Below are 15,865 nucleotides of genomic sequence, written 5' to 3' on the forward strand. Positions count from 1 at the left end.
AGTTATTACAATTTAAATACGGAAAATTCAGAAAAATATTTAGAAACTTAGAAAGGGGATAATTGGAAGCGTTTACTAATGTTGAAGAAAAAGATAGGGAGAATACCCATATAAGGAGGCTATTAAGATGAAATCGATTAACCCAATGAATGTAATAGACGAGAGTCGTATTCATTCCATGCATATTTGGTTAATATTTTGGTTATTTATCGTAATTGCATTTGATGGATATGATGTTGTTATTTATGGAGCAGCAGTACCATCGCTTATTAAAGAGTGGGGGATATCGGATGTTACAGCAGGGGCAATTGGTAGTTATACAGTTATAGGAACAGCAATTGGTGCTATTTTCTTCGGTTTATTAGCTGATAAAATAGGTCGTAAAAATATTATCCTATTAACTACAATCTTATTTAGTCTATTTACATTTCTATCTGGCTTTGCGAATGATCCTGTCATGTTTACGATTTTCCGTGTTATCGCTGGTGTTGGGCTTGGCGGAGTTATGCCGAATGTAATTGCTATTGCAACAGAATTTTCACCGAAACGAGTTCGGACTGCTATCGTATCTTTTATTTTTTGCGGATATTCAGTTGGGGCAATGGCAGCGGCTCTTACAAGTCGATCACTTTTAATGACAGCAGGATGGAAGCCTGTTTTTTGGTTAGCAGGAATTCCATTATTGTTTATCCCGTTTTTAATGAAAAGCATTCCTGAGTCTGTCGGTTTTCTTATAGCTAGAGGGAAAATAGAAGAAGCTAAAAAAGTAATAGCGAAAGTAAATCCGAAATTAAGTGAAGATGCGGTAATAGAATTTATAAAACCACCGACTAAAGAAGCGGGTTCTCCTGTTGTTAAATTATTTGAAGAAAAGCGTGCAGTAAGTACTGTTATGTTTTGGATTTCATGTTTTAGTGCTTTCGTACTCATTTACTCTATGAATACATGGCTGCCACGTCTGATGATGCAATCAGGATACGATCTTAAATCAAGTCTTTCATTTACAGCCGTTATGCAAATTGGAGCTATTATTGGAACACTCATATTCGGTCCGATAGTAGATAAAATCGGATTTAAAAAGGTACTTGTTCCATTGTTTTTCTGTGGAGCGATTGCGTTATCACTTATCGGATTTGCAAATAGTATGTTTGTTGGATTTTTGTTAATTTCAGTAATCGGTGCTTCTTCAGTTGGACTTCAAAATATGTCCAATGCATTTGTTTCTCAATATTATCCTAATAATATGCGCTCAACAGCAGTAGGAAGCACAATGGCCTTTGGGCGTCTTGGAGGTGTTGTAGCTCCGACATTTGTAGGGGTACTACTTTCTATGCATTTCTTACCACAATATAATTTTGCTGCAATTGCGAGTGCTGCTGTAATTGGTGGTATAGCAATGTTATTTGTGAAAGAGGAACATGGAATGTATTATAAAGAGAAAAAAGAGATTACGAGTGGAGATAACAGCGTAACTACAGCAAAATAGTAAATAATCAATCCCGTAGATACATTTCTTCGGGATTTTTATGTACTTGTTGAATAATTTAAATATTTAGTTTGTTTTATGTGATCCTTCTTATACAATAGATAGAAAAGATGAAATGGGGGATGGGACATGTCTAGTAATAAGAGAGAGCGGTTAATGAAAAGAATCGAATATCATTTGCGAAATACATCACGTCAGCTTATTAAAATCGATACGGAAGAAGAGGCGCTTCAGTATTTAACTCATTCCTTTTGTTCAGAATTACATTGTGATTTCGTGGCCGTCATTTTTAATGAAGGAGGACAGTTTTTGCCAAAAGCATGGAGTGGAAATTTAACTTCGTTAGCGTCAGCGTTTCCGCTTCATTCTGATGAATGTTCTTCTAAGCTACAGTATCAAAGTATAACGGATCAAACGGCAGATTTACGAGAGGTGTGCCTTCTAGCAGAAACATTGACAAGGGCTGGTGTGGAGACTTGGTTTACTGTCCCCTTAAAAGATGATATCCAGCATTTTGGTTTTTGTATTGTTGCCTATTTAAGTCATGTGCCGCTTTTAGATATGGAAATCTCATTTGAAGAGTTCGGAAAAGATATAGCGGTAGCAATAGCAGTAGCAAGACAAAAAGAATTACAGTTGAAAAAGATTGAAGGGTTTGGATGGATTAGCAAAAATTTATCGCTAGATGTGCCGTTAGAAAATCATATGTATGAAGTAACATCTAAAGCGGGAATGGAAACAAATTCAAATTTTGCTTGTGTTTACTTGTATAACGAAACGGAAAACTGTTTTGTTTTTCAACCACCATCGTATGGAGATATGGAAAGACCAACCAAAATTATGGTGGAGGATAAATATGAATTAAAAGAGCACTTTCCGTTTTTTGAAACGACTGGTGGTACACAAATTACTGTTCCAATTGTTATTGATATGAAACCGATTGGTGTTTTACATGTGGAGAAGAAATGCGGAAGTTTATTTACTAAGCCAGATGCAAAATCACTTGAAATGCTTGCGAATCACTTGGCTACTATATTAGATAATGCAAGATTATATAATGGTGAGAAAGAGCATAAGCAACGTCTTCATTTTCTATTAGATTATCAGCAAGCTTTATTAAAAGAAACGGTTGCAGATAATAACTTTGAAGGTATTACAACGATGCTTGGCAGTCTTTTTCAAGATACAGTATTTATTTTTGATAGATTTATGCAACCAATAGCGTTTCATGATGAAAAGGATAGTCGTTTAGCAGAACATTTAGCTGATTTGGCAAGAGAAGAGCGGAAAGACCAGCGAATTACTGATACTTTCCATATTTATGATCCGGATAATAGTAATTATTGTTTTTCGTTTTGGATTATAAATGGAGGCGGCAATTTTTTAGGATATTTAGCAGTGCGAAGATCGAGTGGGGGAATGGATGAATTTGATCAATTAACGGTTGATTTAGCACGAAATATTTGTTCCATCCAGTTTATAAAACAAAAGCTTGTTCTTGATACGAAAGAACAGATGAAAGATAGTTTTGTTAGTAAATTATTAACTGAAAAAATTGAGGACCGAGATAACATTTTGCAATATGCTAACTTGTATCAATGGAATCTTTTCAAAAAACATAGAATCGCTGTATTATCAATATCCCTCGATGAAAAAGAATTAAAAAAAGGGAACTTACTCGAACAACAGGCGAAAAAGTCACTAGTATGGGACTTAATTAAGACACGTCTTCCAGAACTAGGGACAGGCATTTTGGCAGTAACTCATAATGATGAACAACTATTAATTGTCCCAATTGAAAATGAGAAAAAGGCCACTCATCTATTTTGGGAATCGTTGTTTTTTAATATTGAAAAATGGATAAGCTCATCACCTATAGGTTGTCATGTTTTATTAGGTATTGGCGGTGTTACAAAACAATTGGAAGACTATTATATTAGTTATCAGCAAGCTATACAAACTTTAAATGTTTTAGATAACCGCTTTCGCAAGCAAGGGTTTGCACGATTTGAAGATTTAGGGTCATATGCCATATTGCATCACTTAAATCATTCAACAGCTGTAGACTTATTTATTAAAAAACAAATTGGACCGCTAATCGAATATTCAGAGGGGAAGAATATTGATTTATATCAAACATTACATGTGTTTTTACAAAACAATGGAAATGTAAAAAGTGCTGCAGAAGAACTTTTTATTCATCGAAGTTCGCTTTTATACAGACTTGAAAAAATAGAATCGCTCATTTCAGTTGATTTAAATCATGCTGAAGTGAGATTTAATTTAATGATGGCGTTAAAGCTTTATGATATGCATGGTGAAGTTGTACGGTAATAGAATTTTATCTCTTCAGTGATATTCTCTTTTTATTTTTATATAATTGTTTTTCAAAAATTGTTACACTATATAAGTATGTAAAGGAATTATACATTTGAAGGAGATATGCATGAAGAAATATAAAATAGGAGAAGTAGGGAAGGAATTTGGTGTCTCAATAGATGCTTTACGCTTTTATGAAAAGAAAGGGTTTCTAAAACCTCAAAAAGACAAAGATAACGGTTTTAGATTTTATACATATGAGGATTTCGGCGTATTTTTAGCAATTAGAAGCTTTAGACAAATGGGGTTTCATGTTAAAGAGATAGGATCTGTCTTTAACGGTTTAGAATACGATGACATCATAAAAAAATGTAATGATAAAATAGCTGAAAAGAATGAAGCGATAAAACAGTTAGAGATAGAAACAAAACAAATAAATGAATTTATAAACTTATTACAAGAATATAAACAAGAAGATAAACGATGGGTAATAAAGCAAACTGGGACATATTATTTTCTCAAACATGTTCACCTAAATGAAGGGGCATTATGTGAAAATCCACTATTAAAACAATGGTTAAATTATTTGCCAACAGTTTCCACAGCGCTGTGTATTCCACTTGAAGAATATAAAATGAAATATATAGAAAACAGTTATTGGGTAATGGCAATATCTGAATTAAAGATGAAAGAGTGCCAATTACCAATCGATGATTCAGTTTTTCAAATAGAAATGGGAGAGTGCTTGCATTATTTATATGAAAAAGATGTAAACGAACCGTTATCATCGTTAATATTAGATGAAGCATTCCAAATTATGCAGGAACAGGGATACTCACTTAATGGAGATATTTTATGTCGATACGTTTGTGAAACAAAGAGTCAAGACAAAACAGTTGAACATTATATTATTATGATACCTATTATGAAATTAAATGGTATAAAGTGATTTCGTAAATGTGAAGTCGAGAAGGAAATGAAAGAATGCATGTAATTGTTAGACACAGTCTACAGTTACATGCATTTTTTTATGAAACAAAATAAATGAATGAATTAATTAAATTAAGCTATTGACCCTAGTCTTAGACCATAGTTTATATTGAACCTATAAAGAAAGCGTTTGCAGAAATGAAACATATGCAAAGTGCTTAAAACAATTATTGGAGGTTTTTATTATGAGAAACATCGTACTTTTATGTAATGCAGGTATGTCTACAAGTATGTTAATGAATAAAATGAGAGGATATGCAGAGTCAGCGGGTTATAACTGTGAAATTAATGCTTATGCATTAACGGAAGCGAAAAATGTTGGACCGACAGCTGATGTAATCTTATTAGGACCACAAGTTCGATATGCGTTAAATACGGTGAAAAGCCAATTGCCAGAAAAGCATATTGAAGTAATTGATATGGCGGCTTACGGCATGTTAGATGGGAAAAAAGTAATGGAGCGAGTAAAAGATATTTTAGGAGACTGACAAACAACATTTTGACTGATTGAAGTGGCACTTGATGTTCAATCAGTCAAAAAACTTGATACATAATTCATTTAAGAAATGCCCCATAAGGAGATCCTACGATGAATAAAAAAATGGTATCGTTTTGCTTAGTAGCTTCTTTAACAACTTCATTAATTGGATGTTCAGCAAATGAAGACCAAAAAGTGAAAGAGAAAAAAGAAGAAAAGCCGGTTGAGTTTTATTTAGTAAGACATGGAAAAACCATGCTAAATACGACTGATAGAGTACAAGGTTGGGCTGATGCACCGCTTACAAAGGATGGCGTTGCAGTGGCAGAGTACCTTGGAAAAGGTTTGAAAGGTGTTAAGTTTGAAAAAGCATATAGTAGCGATAGTGGACGTGCTGTTGAAACAGCGAAAATTGTATTAGATCAAAGTGGAAATAAAGATAGGAATGTCAAACAAAGTAAAGATTTGCGTGAAGTGTGTTTCGGTGAGTTTGAAGGGGAGTTAAATCATACGTTCCGAGAAAAACTCGCACAAGCAAATAATATGACCTATGAACAATTTATGGATAATTTTGATATTGATATGATGCAAAAAACTGCAGCGAATATCGATCAAAGTAAACAGGCTGAAGATACTGAAACAGTCACAAAGAGAATGAAAAAAGAAGTTAATCAAATTGCAGAAGAAGTAGCAGAAGATGGCGGTGGTAAAGTTCTTGTCGTATCACATGGTATATCTTTAATGGACCTGTTATATTCCATATCACCTGAATCCTTAAATGAAGTGGAAGAAGGATTAGGAAATGCAAGTGTTTCAAAAGTTGTATATAAAGATGGGAAATATAAAGTTGAATCTGTAAATGATATGAGCTACGTAGAAAAAGGAAAAAAGTAAATCTATTAAAAGTCAGAAATATTGGAGGTAATTATGAACTTGTTAGAAGGGACTAAAAACGGACTAGAACGAATCATCACACCACTAACAAATTATCTCGGAAATAGTAAAGTAGTGAATGCTATTACATCAGGGATGATGATGACAATTCCTGTTACGATCGGTGTTACATTGTTTGCTATTTTAGGTAATCTACCATTTAAAGGGTGGAAAGAATTTTTAATTCAAATCGGTTTATATACGCATATGCAAGACATGATTAGTGCGACGCTTAGCTTGTTAGCAGTATATATGGTTGTTATTATCGCTTATTCTTACGTGAAAGAAGAAGGCATGAACGGAATGACAGCTGCTGTTATAGCATTAGGAAGTTTCTTATGCTTAATGCCGATGTCCATTAAGGTTGGAGAAGAACAAATTCCAGCTATTTTGAATCAATACCTAGGTAGTGATGGTATATTCGTTGCCATGTTTGTCGGCGTATTCACCGGTAAATTGTACTGTGCATTAAAAAGAAAAAATATTGGAGTGAAATTACCAGAATCGGTACCACCAATGGTAGCTGATGCGATTAACCCTGTATTTATTTCTATTATCATTTTCACGATCATCTTCTTTATTAGAGTAATATTTGGCTACACTCCTTATGAAAATATTTTTAACTTTGTAAGTCAAGTAATCTCGTTACCTGTAAAAGTAATTGGATCGTCTGTATGGTCAGTAATTGCGATCTTTACATTCATGAATATATGTTGGTTCTTCGGTTTACATCCAGCACCAATTATAAATGTATGGTATAGTGCGACGGCTCCATTATTTACAGCAGCAATTACAGCTTTCGCTTCAGGAACACCTTTTTCAGAAATTCCTTATTTAGCATTTACGTTAATGCATTTTGCAGTCGTTATTGGTGGAACAGGAAATACGTTAGGTTTAGCAATAAACCTGTTATTTGCGAAATCAGAGCAATATAAATCACTTGGGAAAATCGGTATTGTCCCAAATATCTTTAATATTAATGAGCCGATTGTATTTGGATTACCGCTTGTACTGAATCCAATTTACTTTATTCCATTAGTAGCATCTTCAATAGTCGGCGGGTTAATTGGTATCGTATTCCTTAAAATCACGGGGATCTTATCTAGCTTTAATCCACTTATTGAATTACCATGGGTAACACCAGCGCCATTTGCGGCTTATATTTCTGGTGGTTGGTTACTATTCATCATGACTGTTTTAATTATTATCTCTCAAATTATACTATACTATCCGTTCTTTAAAATGGGGGATAAGAAAGCTTATGAGGCAGAACAAGCTGCACAACAGCAATAATAATGTATCCCTCAAAAGTCTGGTTATTGCGGATTAGTAATCAGTGGGAATGAACAAAACTCCACTGATTGTTATTTTGATTTATAAAAATAAAATAATGTTAGGAGAATTGTAATGGAACAAAATGAATTAGTAGTATTTCAAATTATATCAGCGGTAGGTAGTGCACGATCTTCCTATATTGAAGCAATTCAAGAAGCTAAAATGGGTAACTTTGAACAAGCAAGGCAATTAATGAATGAGGGTAGTGAAACTTTCATTGAAGGCCATAGAGCACATGCTGGATTAATTAGTAGAGAAGCAGCGGGTGAAAAAGTGGAAGTAAGTTTATTGTTAGCACATGCAGAAGATCAATTAATGAGTGCAGAAGGATTTAAAATTATCGCGGAAGAGTTAATAAGTGTTTATGAAACATTTTTAGTGAAACAAGCTTAATAGAAACAAACTATAATACTATTTTTGAGAAGGAATGGTAAAAATGCTCAATAGTACATTTAAAAAAGACTTTTTATGGGGAGCTTCCACAAGTGCTTACCAAGTAGAAGGCGCCTATAATGAGGATGGAAAAGGCCTTTCTGTTCAAGATGTGAAAGTTATTCCAGAAGGTACGTCAGATTTTAAAGTTTGCAGTGATCATTATCATCATTTTAAAGAAGATGTGAAACTTTTTTCTGAATTAGGGTTAAAAGTATATCGTTTTTCAATAGCTTGGACTCGTATTCTTCCAAATGGTACAGGAGAAGTAAATGAAAAAGGGATTACATTCTATAGCAATCTTATTGATGAATTGCTGAAGCATGATATCGTACCGTTAGTAACGATGTATCATTTTGATTTACCGTATGAATTAGAGAAAAAGGGTGGATGGAGTAACCGTGCTACCATTAATGCATTTGTTACATATTGTGAAATCCTGTTTGAACGTTTTGGAGATCGAGTAAAGAATTGGTTAACAATTAATGAACAGAACATGATGATACTACATGGACAGGCTGTCGGGACATCGATAGTATCTCAAAAAGAGCTATATCAACAAAATCATCATATGCTTTTAGCAGAGGCAAAGGTAACAAACTTATGTCACGAGATGATATGTGATGCGAAAATTGGCCCAGCACCAAATATTAGTTATGTGTATCCGAAAACATGTAAGCCAAATGATATCATTGCAGCTCAAAATTGTAACGCAATTCGTAACTGGCTATATCTCGATATGGCTGTATATGGTAGATATAACACTATTGCGTGGAATTTCATGAAGAGCAAAAATATCGAGCCAGTCATTTTAGATGGAGATATGGAGATTTTAGCTAGTTCCAAACCAGATTATATTGCGTTTAACTATTATTCTTCTATTACTGTTAGCGAATACGATGAGAACTTTGTAATGGATGAAGCTGCTGATCAACAAATTGAAGTAGGTGAAGAAGGGTTCTTCATGGGTGACGATAACGAACATCTAGAATTAACTGATTTTGGTTGGGAGATTGACCCGATTGGCTTCCGAGTTACATTAAGAGAAGTGAATGATCGTTATAACTTGCCAATTATCGTTACAGAGAATGGGATAGGCGCATACGACAAAGTCAATGAAGATGGATCTGTACAAGATCATTACCGAATTGATTATTTGAAAAAACATATTGAACAGATGGAATTGGCAATTGCAGATGGAGTGGATGTAATTGGTTACTGTCCATGGGCGGCAATTGATTTAATTTCTACGCATCAAGGTTTCAGAAAAAGATATGGTTTTATTTATATAAATCGTGACGAAGACGATTTAAAAGATTTAAAAAGAATAAAAAAACAGAGCTTCTATTGGTATAAAGAAGTTATTTCATCAAATGGAAAAGAACGATAACATATAGATTCAAAATTCACATCATAGAGTGCGTACCTCAAGAAAAATTATTTACTTTGAGGTGCGCACTTTTTCTATGAAGAATAACTGTACCTTACAATAAAGCATTTGGAATCGAAATACATACCCTCAAAAAGTATGAAAGAAATATATGTATTTCCTACACTATGTATATACAAAAACTTTTTGGATATAGATATAATTTATTTACAGAATATTAAAAAAGTTACTTGAGGGGGTAGTAAAATGTCAATTCAAACAATTGGTATTGTCGGTGCAGGATCTATGGGTTCTGGCATTGCAAATTTAGCTGCATTACATGGATTTACAGTTATTTTACATGATATTGAAGAGCGTTATTTAGATCATGCCGTGCAACGTATGAATGGTTTTATGACAAAAAGTGTTACGAGAGGAAAAATGACGGACGAAGAGAAAGAAAAGGCGCTTGGCCGCATTCGACTCACTACATCATTAGAAGATATGAAAGATGCGGATGTAGTTATTGAAGCTGTGTTAGAGAAGTTAGATTTGAAGAGAGAAGTGTTTGCAGCTCTGGATCGAATCGTTCCAGAAGGGGTTATACTGGCAACAAATACTTCATCTATGTCGATAACAGAAATTGCTTCCGCAACGAATCGCCCAGAACGTGTAGCAGGTATGCATTTCTTTAATCCCGCACAACTTATGAAACTTGTAGAAGTTGTTCGTGGTTATCGAACGAGTGATGAAACAGTCGAAGAATTGAAAGCGTTATCTAAAAAACTTTTGAAAGAATCAGTTGAAGTGAAAAAAGATTCACCGGGGTTTATTGTAAATCGAATTATGATTCCGCAATTTATAGAGGCGATTAAATTGTTAGAAGATGGTGTAGCCTCAGCAGAAGATATTGATAAGGCTGTTACACTCGGTCTTAATTATCCGATGGGACCATTTGCACTCCAGGATTTTGCGGGTGTAGACATCGGATATCATGTGATGGAGTACTTCAAAGAAGAGTTAAATAATGATCAATACGCGCCGCCGCTTCTGTTAAAACAGTTAGTTAGAGCAGGTAGATATGGTAAAAAAACAGGCGCAGGTTTTTATGATTATGAATAAAGAATGGGGGATTCAGTTATGAATTATGAGTTTTTAATTTGTGAAATTGAAAATAGAGTTGCGATCGTTACGATTAATCGGCCACCTGTAAATCCGCTAAATACACAAGTGTTTCATGAACTTTCCCGACTGTTTGGTGAACTAGAGGAAAATGAAGACGTACGAGTAATCGTTCTGACAGGAAGCGGAAGGAAAGCATTTGTCGCAGGCGCTGATATTAATGAAATGGCAGCACTTGATCTTGTCGGTGTAAACAAAATGAATAAGACTTCACGAACGGTATTTAGCAAAATTGAAAATATGTCAAAACCAGTTATTGCTGCGATCAATGGATTAGCTCTTGGCGGTGGATTTGAACTCGCGCTAGCTTGTGATTTACGCATTAGTTCGGATCAAGCAAAATTCGCTTTTCCAGAAGTGGGACTTGGAATTATTCCTGGAGGCGGAGGTACACAGCGTCTACAAAAGATTGTCGGCCAAGGTATAGCGAAAGAATTACTCTATTTCGGAGATATGTTTGATGCGCAGCGTGCGTTCGATTTACATATTATCAACAAAGTAGTACCTGCAGAAGAGTTATTTGAATTTGCAAAGGAATGGGCGTATAAATTGGCTCAAAAACCACCAGTTGCACTTCAAATGTTAAAAACGGCGGTCAATGTAGGCAGTAATGCGGACCTTGAAACAGGCTTAATCATTGAAAGTACTTGTTTTGGTAATGCTTTCGCTACAGACGATCGTAAAGAAGGATTACAAGCATTCGTTGAAAAAAGAAAGCCAGTTTATTTAGGAAAGTAATGAGGTGAATGGGATATGAATGAAATTGTTTTATTAGAGGGAGCGCGGACGCCATTTGCTGAAATTTCAGGAGCATTTCGAGGAGTAAATGCAACAGAATTAGGGGCGATCGCCGCAAAGGAAGCGATACGAAAAGCTTCTATATCTGCAGAAGATATTAATCAAGTTGTATTTGGTAACGTTCAGCAGTCTAGTAAAGATGCACATTTATTAGCAAGGCATGTTGGTTTAAAAGCTGGAGCACCTATTCATGTCCCAGCTTTAACAATCAATCGTCTATGCGGAACTGGTGTTGAATCTATTTTAACAGCAGCTCGTTATATTCTTAGCGGGGAAGCAGAAGTTGCACTTGCCGGAGGGACGGAGAATATGAGCCAAGTACCACACGTAATTCCTGGCATGAGATGGGGAAGTCCACTTGGCGGTCCAGTAATAGAAGATTGGTTATGGGATGGTCTGTATGATACATATGGTAAATGTACGATGGGAGAAACGGCTGAAAACTTAGCTGCAAAATATAATGTAACGAGAGAAGAAGTAGATCAGCATGCACTATCGAGTCATGAACGAGCTCTTTTAGCAAGGGAGAAAGGGTATTTCAAAGAAGAGATTGTTCCAGTAACAGTGAAAGGAAGAAAAGGAGAACAGGTCATTGAAGAAGATGAGCATATCCGTCATACGAGCCTAGAAAAACTGGCAAAGTTAAAACCACGTTTTGTGGAAAATGGTGTTGTAACTCCTGGTAGTGCAAGCGGAATGGTGGATGGTGCAGCGGCCGTTGTGTTAGCATCAAGTAATTTTGCAAATGATAGAGGATTAAATCCGATTGCAAAGCTCGTTTCTTGGGCTGTTGTAGGAGTTGAACCGAAGTATATGGGAATTGGTCCAGTTCCAGCAATTCAAAGTGCATTAGAAAAAGCAAATTTAACATTGGCCGACTTAGATTTGATTGAAATTAATGAAGCATTTTCAGCACAATACTTAGCTTGTCAAAAAGAATTAGGGTTCGATCTTAATAAAGCGAATGTAAATGGGGGAGCAATTGCGATTGGGCACCCACTTGCTGCGAGTGGAACGAGAATTTCTCTATCTTTAGTTTACGAATTAAGAAGAAGAAATAAAAAGTATGGAGTATCCGCTGTTTGTATTGGCGGGGGACAAGGAATTGCAGCAATTTGGGAAGCGTTGTACTAGGGAGAGAAACCAGGGAGAGACCTTCCTGGTTTTCCTACATCGTTCATCCGGCTATTCATAAACGATACAAACTCAGGCTAGTTGGTAAAACGATAGAAAGTGAGTGAGAGAATGAAAAAAAATAGGAACATATTAGCGGTGTATGAACTTTTAGAGACTGTAACTTCATCTTACGGTAAAAAAGAAGCAATATACGATTTAACGAGACGAATTACATACAAACAATTGAAAAGTGAAGTAGATTGTTTGGCTACTGCATTTCAAAAGTTAGGAGTAAGTAAAGGAGACCGTATCGCTGTATCTCTTCCAAACTGGTCCGAAACAGTAGTAATCTATTTTGCAGCAGCAAAACTAGGTGCAATACTCGTTCCTTTTAATCCAAAATATAAGTCATTTGAAATTGAGTATATATTGAAAGGGGCAGCTCCAACATTATTAATAGCTTCAGGAGAATTTGATAAAAATTTTGGTTTTGAAGAAGCACTTCATATGGTGCAAAAAGTAATTACAGTGAGGTTTGCGAGAGAGAATGTTAGTACGTATGAGGTGTTAATGCGTACAGAAATAATGGATATGGAACCAGTAAATATAAATGTAAATGAAGATTTGTTTTGCATATTATACACGTCAGGAACGACGGGAACCCCAAAAGGTGTTATGGTTACGCATCGCGCTGTTGTACAATCTGCACAAACGATAGGAACAGAGCTGCATTGTACAGAAGAGGATGTATTTATTATTTCAGCACCACTGTTTCATATTTTCGGTATGGCAATTAATATGCTTTGTGCAGTAGCGATGGGGGGACGGATCATATTACAAGAAAAATTCCATCCGCGAGAAACTTTACAATTAATTGAACAAGAAAAGGTAACCATCCAAAAAGGCGTACCAACCATGTTTATAAAAGAACTTGAATTAGGGGACTTCGATCAATATGATTTATCTTCACTGCGCGCCGGATTAGTTGGTGCCGCACCTATTCCAGCAAAAACAGTGACGGAAATACGAGAACGGATGGGCATTAACCTTTGCCAATCATTTGGGATAACTGAAACGGTTTCTATTACGATGACCTCGTATGATGATACAAAGCAAAACATAACAGAAACTCTAGGAAAGGCGATTCCAGGAGTAACATTAAAAATTGTAGATGAAAATAGAGTAGCACTACCGCCCGGAGAAGTAGGAGAAATTGCGATTAAGGGATTTGGCGTAATGAAAGGTTATTATAATATGCCTGAACAGACAAAGCAGGTTTTGGATAATGAAAATTGGTATTATTCAGGGGATTTAGGCACCCTTGATTCCGAAGGGTATTTAAGGTTCGTAGGACGAAAGAAAGAGATGATCATAAGAGGTGGACTTAACGTTTATCCTCAGGAAATTGAAGCAGTCATTATGAAACATCCGAAAGTAATCGAAGCAGCAGTTATTGGCCTTCCAGATAAGGTGCTAGGGGAAGTTGCTTGTGCGGTCATCCGGTTAAAGAATGGTGAAGTAAGTACAGAAGAAGAAATAAAAATCTATCTGAAAGAGAAAATGGCAATTTATAAACTACCAGAGAAAGTGATATTTACTAATGAATTTCCTGTGACAGCAAGCGGGAAAATTCAAAAGTTGAAACTGAAAGAACAAGTATCTTCTAATATTAGTCCAACAGTTTAATAGATAGGAGGAAAGGGAAAATGGAAGAGTATTCTTTTCAAGTAAGATGGGGAGATACAGATGCGGCGGGCATTGTATATTATCCTAATTTTTATAAATGGATGGATGAAGCAACACATGAATATTTTAAAAAAATTGGTTTTCCCTCGTTCGAACTTTATGAAGAACAACAAATTGGTTTGCCATTACTAGAAGCAAAATGCCAATTTAAGTCACCTCTTCGTTTTGAAGATCAAGTAGTTGTGAAAAGCAAAGTGAACGAATTGCATAATAAAGTTTTTACAATTCAGCATGTTTTTGTAAAAGGGGAACGGGTTGTGGCAGAAGGATATGAAACTCGTGCATGGACTTCTTTTAAAGAAAAAGTAAAAGCGCAACCAATACCTGAATATATTCGGCAGAAGATGATGCCAGAGATAAAAACTGTAGAGAGTTAAAAGAGAATAACATGAAATTGTTAATAAAGGGGAGATATTTATGGGAAATGAAAAAAATTATGATGCCATTGTTGTTGGTGCTGGCCCGGTCGGACTTGTAGCAGGACTTGCATTACAAAAGAAGGGAATATCTACGTTAGTAATAGAGGCAGATCCATTCGGAAGACCACGTCCTGGAAGTAGAGCGATCTATTTGCACAGTGCATCGTTAAAACTACTGGAGGAGACATCAGAAGGTCTCGGTTTCTCGCTTGCACATAACGGAATTATTTGGCCTGTAAAACGAACGTTTTATAAAGGAAAAGAAGTGTATGTAAGAAATTATGGTAAAGATGAAAATCTTAAGTATAATCGATTACCTCATTTCACAGCGCTTCATCAAGATGAAATCGAAAAACATATGTATGAGGCGTGTATAAAAGCAGGCGTTGAATTCCAGTGGGATGCTCCAGTTAAAAAGTTACACATTACAGACTCCGGAGTAGAAATAACAATTACAAATGACGAAATTTTAAAGGCACAGTATGTAATTGGATGTGATGGAGCACGTTCAATTGTAAGAGAGCAAGCTGGATTAACGTTTGAAGGTCCACGTACAGCAGATACTTTTATCGTAGTAGATGCGAAAGAAGATGAAACAGATCCGTTACCTTTAGAAAGAATATTCCATTATCAGCATCCAGCTATGGAAGGAAGAAATGTAATGTTTGTTCCGTTTAAAGGCGGATGGCGTATCGATTTACAACTACTTGAGTCAGATAATCCAGATGATTATACAAATATTGAAAGTGTTAAGAAATGGTTGCCAAAAGTAATGGATGCTAAGTACGCTGAGAGAATTACGTGGGTGTCTTCCTATCGTTTCCATCAAGTAGTAGCAAATTCTTTTACTGATGAAAAACGTCGTGTTCTTCTAGCTGGAGAAGCAGCACACTTATTCGCTCCGTTCGGGGCTCGTGGATTAAATTCTGGAATTCCAGATGCTATTCTTGCCGCGAGAGGTATTGAGAAGGCACTACAATCACGTACTGAAGAAGAGCGAGTGGAATCAATTGAATCTGCTGCAAAAGAACGCCGAATTGCAGCGCAGTGGAACAGGGATGCTTCAACTACAGCACTTCATCATCTTCAGGGGAACTCTCCTGAAATGAACATGAAACGAGACGTTGCTGCTTCATTAGTATCTATCGTACCAAGACTAGGAAGATGGCTTGATGAAGGACCGTACGGACCGAAATTTGGACCTCCTGAACTGACAACAAAATATTAAAATGATAAAAAAACTAGATAAGTAATGTGAAAGG

Annotated in this window: 14 protein-coding genes; all 14 read left to right on the forward strand. The window is 35.8% G+C overall.

Translation table 11 applies throughout. The features are described from left to right. Positions 1–127: 127 nt before the first annotated feature. Positions 128–1,486, forward strand: a complete 1,359-nt coding sequence (locus ACTFSI_RS14715; protein ID WP_440045448.1) for an MFS transporter — start codon at positions 128–130, stop codon at positions 1,484–1,486. 129 nt (positions 1,487–1,615) lie between these two features. Continuing rightward, positions 1,616–3,820 (forward strand): helix-turn-helix domain-containing protein, encoded by a 2,205-nt coding sequence (locus ACTFSI_RS14720; RefSeq protein ID WP_440045449.1) that lies wholly within the window; start codon positions 1,616–1,618, stop codon positions 3,818–3,820. A gap of 112 nt (positions 3,821–3,932) precedes the next feature. Further along, complete coding sequence (locus ACTFSI_RS14725) at positions 3,933–4,754, forward strand: MerR family transcriptional regulator (RefSeq protein ID WP_044792940.1); 822 nt, start codon at positions 3,933–3,935, stop codon at positions 4,752–4,754. A 226-nt stretch (positions 4,755–4,980) separates the two neighbouring features. Then, positions 4,981–5,283: a PTS sugar transporter subunit IIB gene (locus ACTFSI_RS14730; protein WP_044792939.1), complete on the forward strand. Its 303-nt coding sequence runs from the start codon at positions 4,981–4,983 to the stop codon at positions 5,281–5,283. A gap of 101 nt (positions 5,284–5,384) precedes the next feature. Continuing rightward, positions 5,385–6,167 carry a histidine phosphatase family protein gene (locus ACTFSI_RS14735; protein ID WP_044792938.1) on the forward strand — a complete coding sequence of 261 codons (783 nt, stop codon included), beginning with the start codon at positions 5,385–5,387 and terminating at the stop codon, positions 6,165–6,167. A gap of 33 nt (positions 6,168–6,200) precedes the next feature. After that, the gene (locus tag ACTFSI_RS14740) at positions 6,201–7,499 is read left to right on the forward strand and encodes a PTS sugar transporter subunit IIC (protein WP_044792936.1); all 1,299 of its coding nucleotides are present in this window, start codon (positions 6,201–6,203) and stop codon (positions 7,497–7,499) included. A gap of 114 nt (positions 7,500–7,613) precedes the next feature. After that, positions 7,614–7,934: a PTS lactose/cellobiose transporter subunit IIA gene (locus ACTFSI_RS14745; RefSeq protein WP_000437094.1), complete on the forward strand. Its 321-nt coding sequence runs from the start codon at positions 7,614–7,616 to the stop codon at positions 7,932–7,934. 43 nt (positions 7,935–7,977) lie between these two features. Next, on the forward strand, positions 7,978–9,363 hold the full coding sequence (locus ACTFSI_RS14750; RefSeq protein WP_139895271.1) for a glycoside hydrolase family 1 protein: 1,386 nt from the start codon (positions 7,978–7,980) through the stop codon (positions 9,361–9,363). Positions 9,364–9,609: 246 nt separating this feature from the next. Beyond that, a complete protein-coding gene (locus ACTFSI_RS14755; RefSeq protein WP_044792932.1) occupies positions 9,610–10,464 on the forward strand; it encodes a 3-hydroxyacyl-CoA dehydrogenase family protein in 855 nt (284 codons plus the stop codon). 18 nt (positions 10,465–10,482) lie between these two features. Continuing rightward, a complete protein-coding gene (locus ACTFSI_RS14760) occupies positions 10,483–11,262 on the forward strand; it encodes an enoyl-CoA hydratase/isomerase family protein (RefSeq protein WP_044792930.1) in 780 nt (259 codons plus the stop codon). 15 nt (positions 11,263–11,277) lie between these two features. Next, entirely contained in the window at positions 11,278–12,456 is a 1,179-nt protein-coding gene (locus ACTFSI_RS14765; protein WP_139895272.1) for an acetyl-CoA C-acetyltransferase, read from the forward strand. A 111-nt stretch (positions 12,457–12,567) separates the two neighbouring features. Further along, positions 12,568–14,124 carry a class I adenylate-forming enzyme family protein gene (locus tag ACTFSI_RS14770; protein WP_440045450.1) on the forward strand — a complete coding sequence of 519 codons (1,557 nt, stop codon included), beginning with the start codon at positions 12,568–12,570 and terminating at the stop codon, positions 14,122–14,124. Between the two features lie 20 nt (positions 14,125–14,144). Beyond that, the gene (locus tag ACTFSI_RS14775) at positions 14,145–14,561 is read left to right on the forward strand and encodes an acyl-CoA thioesterase (protein WP_044792926.1); all 417 of its coding nucleotides are present in this window, start codon (positions 14,145–14,147) and stop codon (positions 14,559–14,561) included. 40 nt (positions 14,562–14,601) lie between these two features. Continuing rightward, a complete protein-coding gene (locus tag ACTFSI_RS14780; protein ID WP_440045451.1) occupies positions 14,602–15,831 on the forward strand; it encodes an FAD-dependent oxidoreductase in 1,230 nt (409 codons plus the stop codon). The last annotated feature ends 34 nt before the right edge of the window (positions 15,832–15,865 follow it).

This window comes from Bacillus cereus group sp. MYBK101-2 (assembly GCF_051918845.1).
Lineage (GTDB): Bacteria > Bacillota > Bacilli > Bacillales > Bacillaceae_G > Bacillus_A > Bacillus_A paranthracis.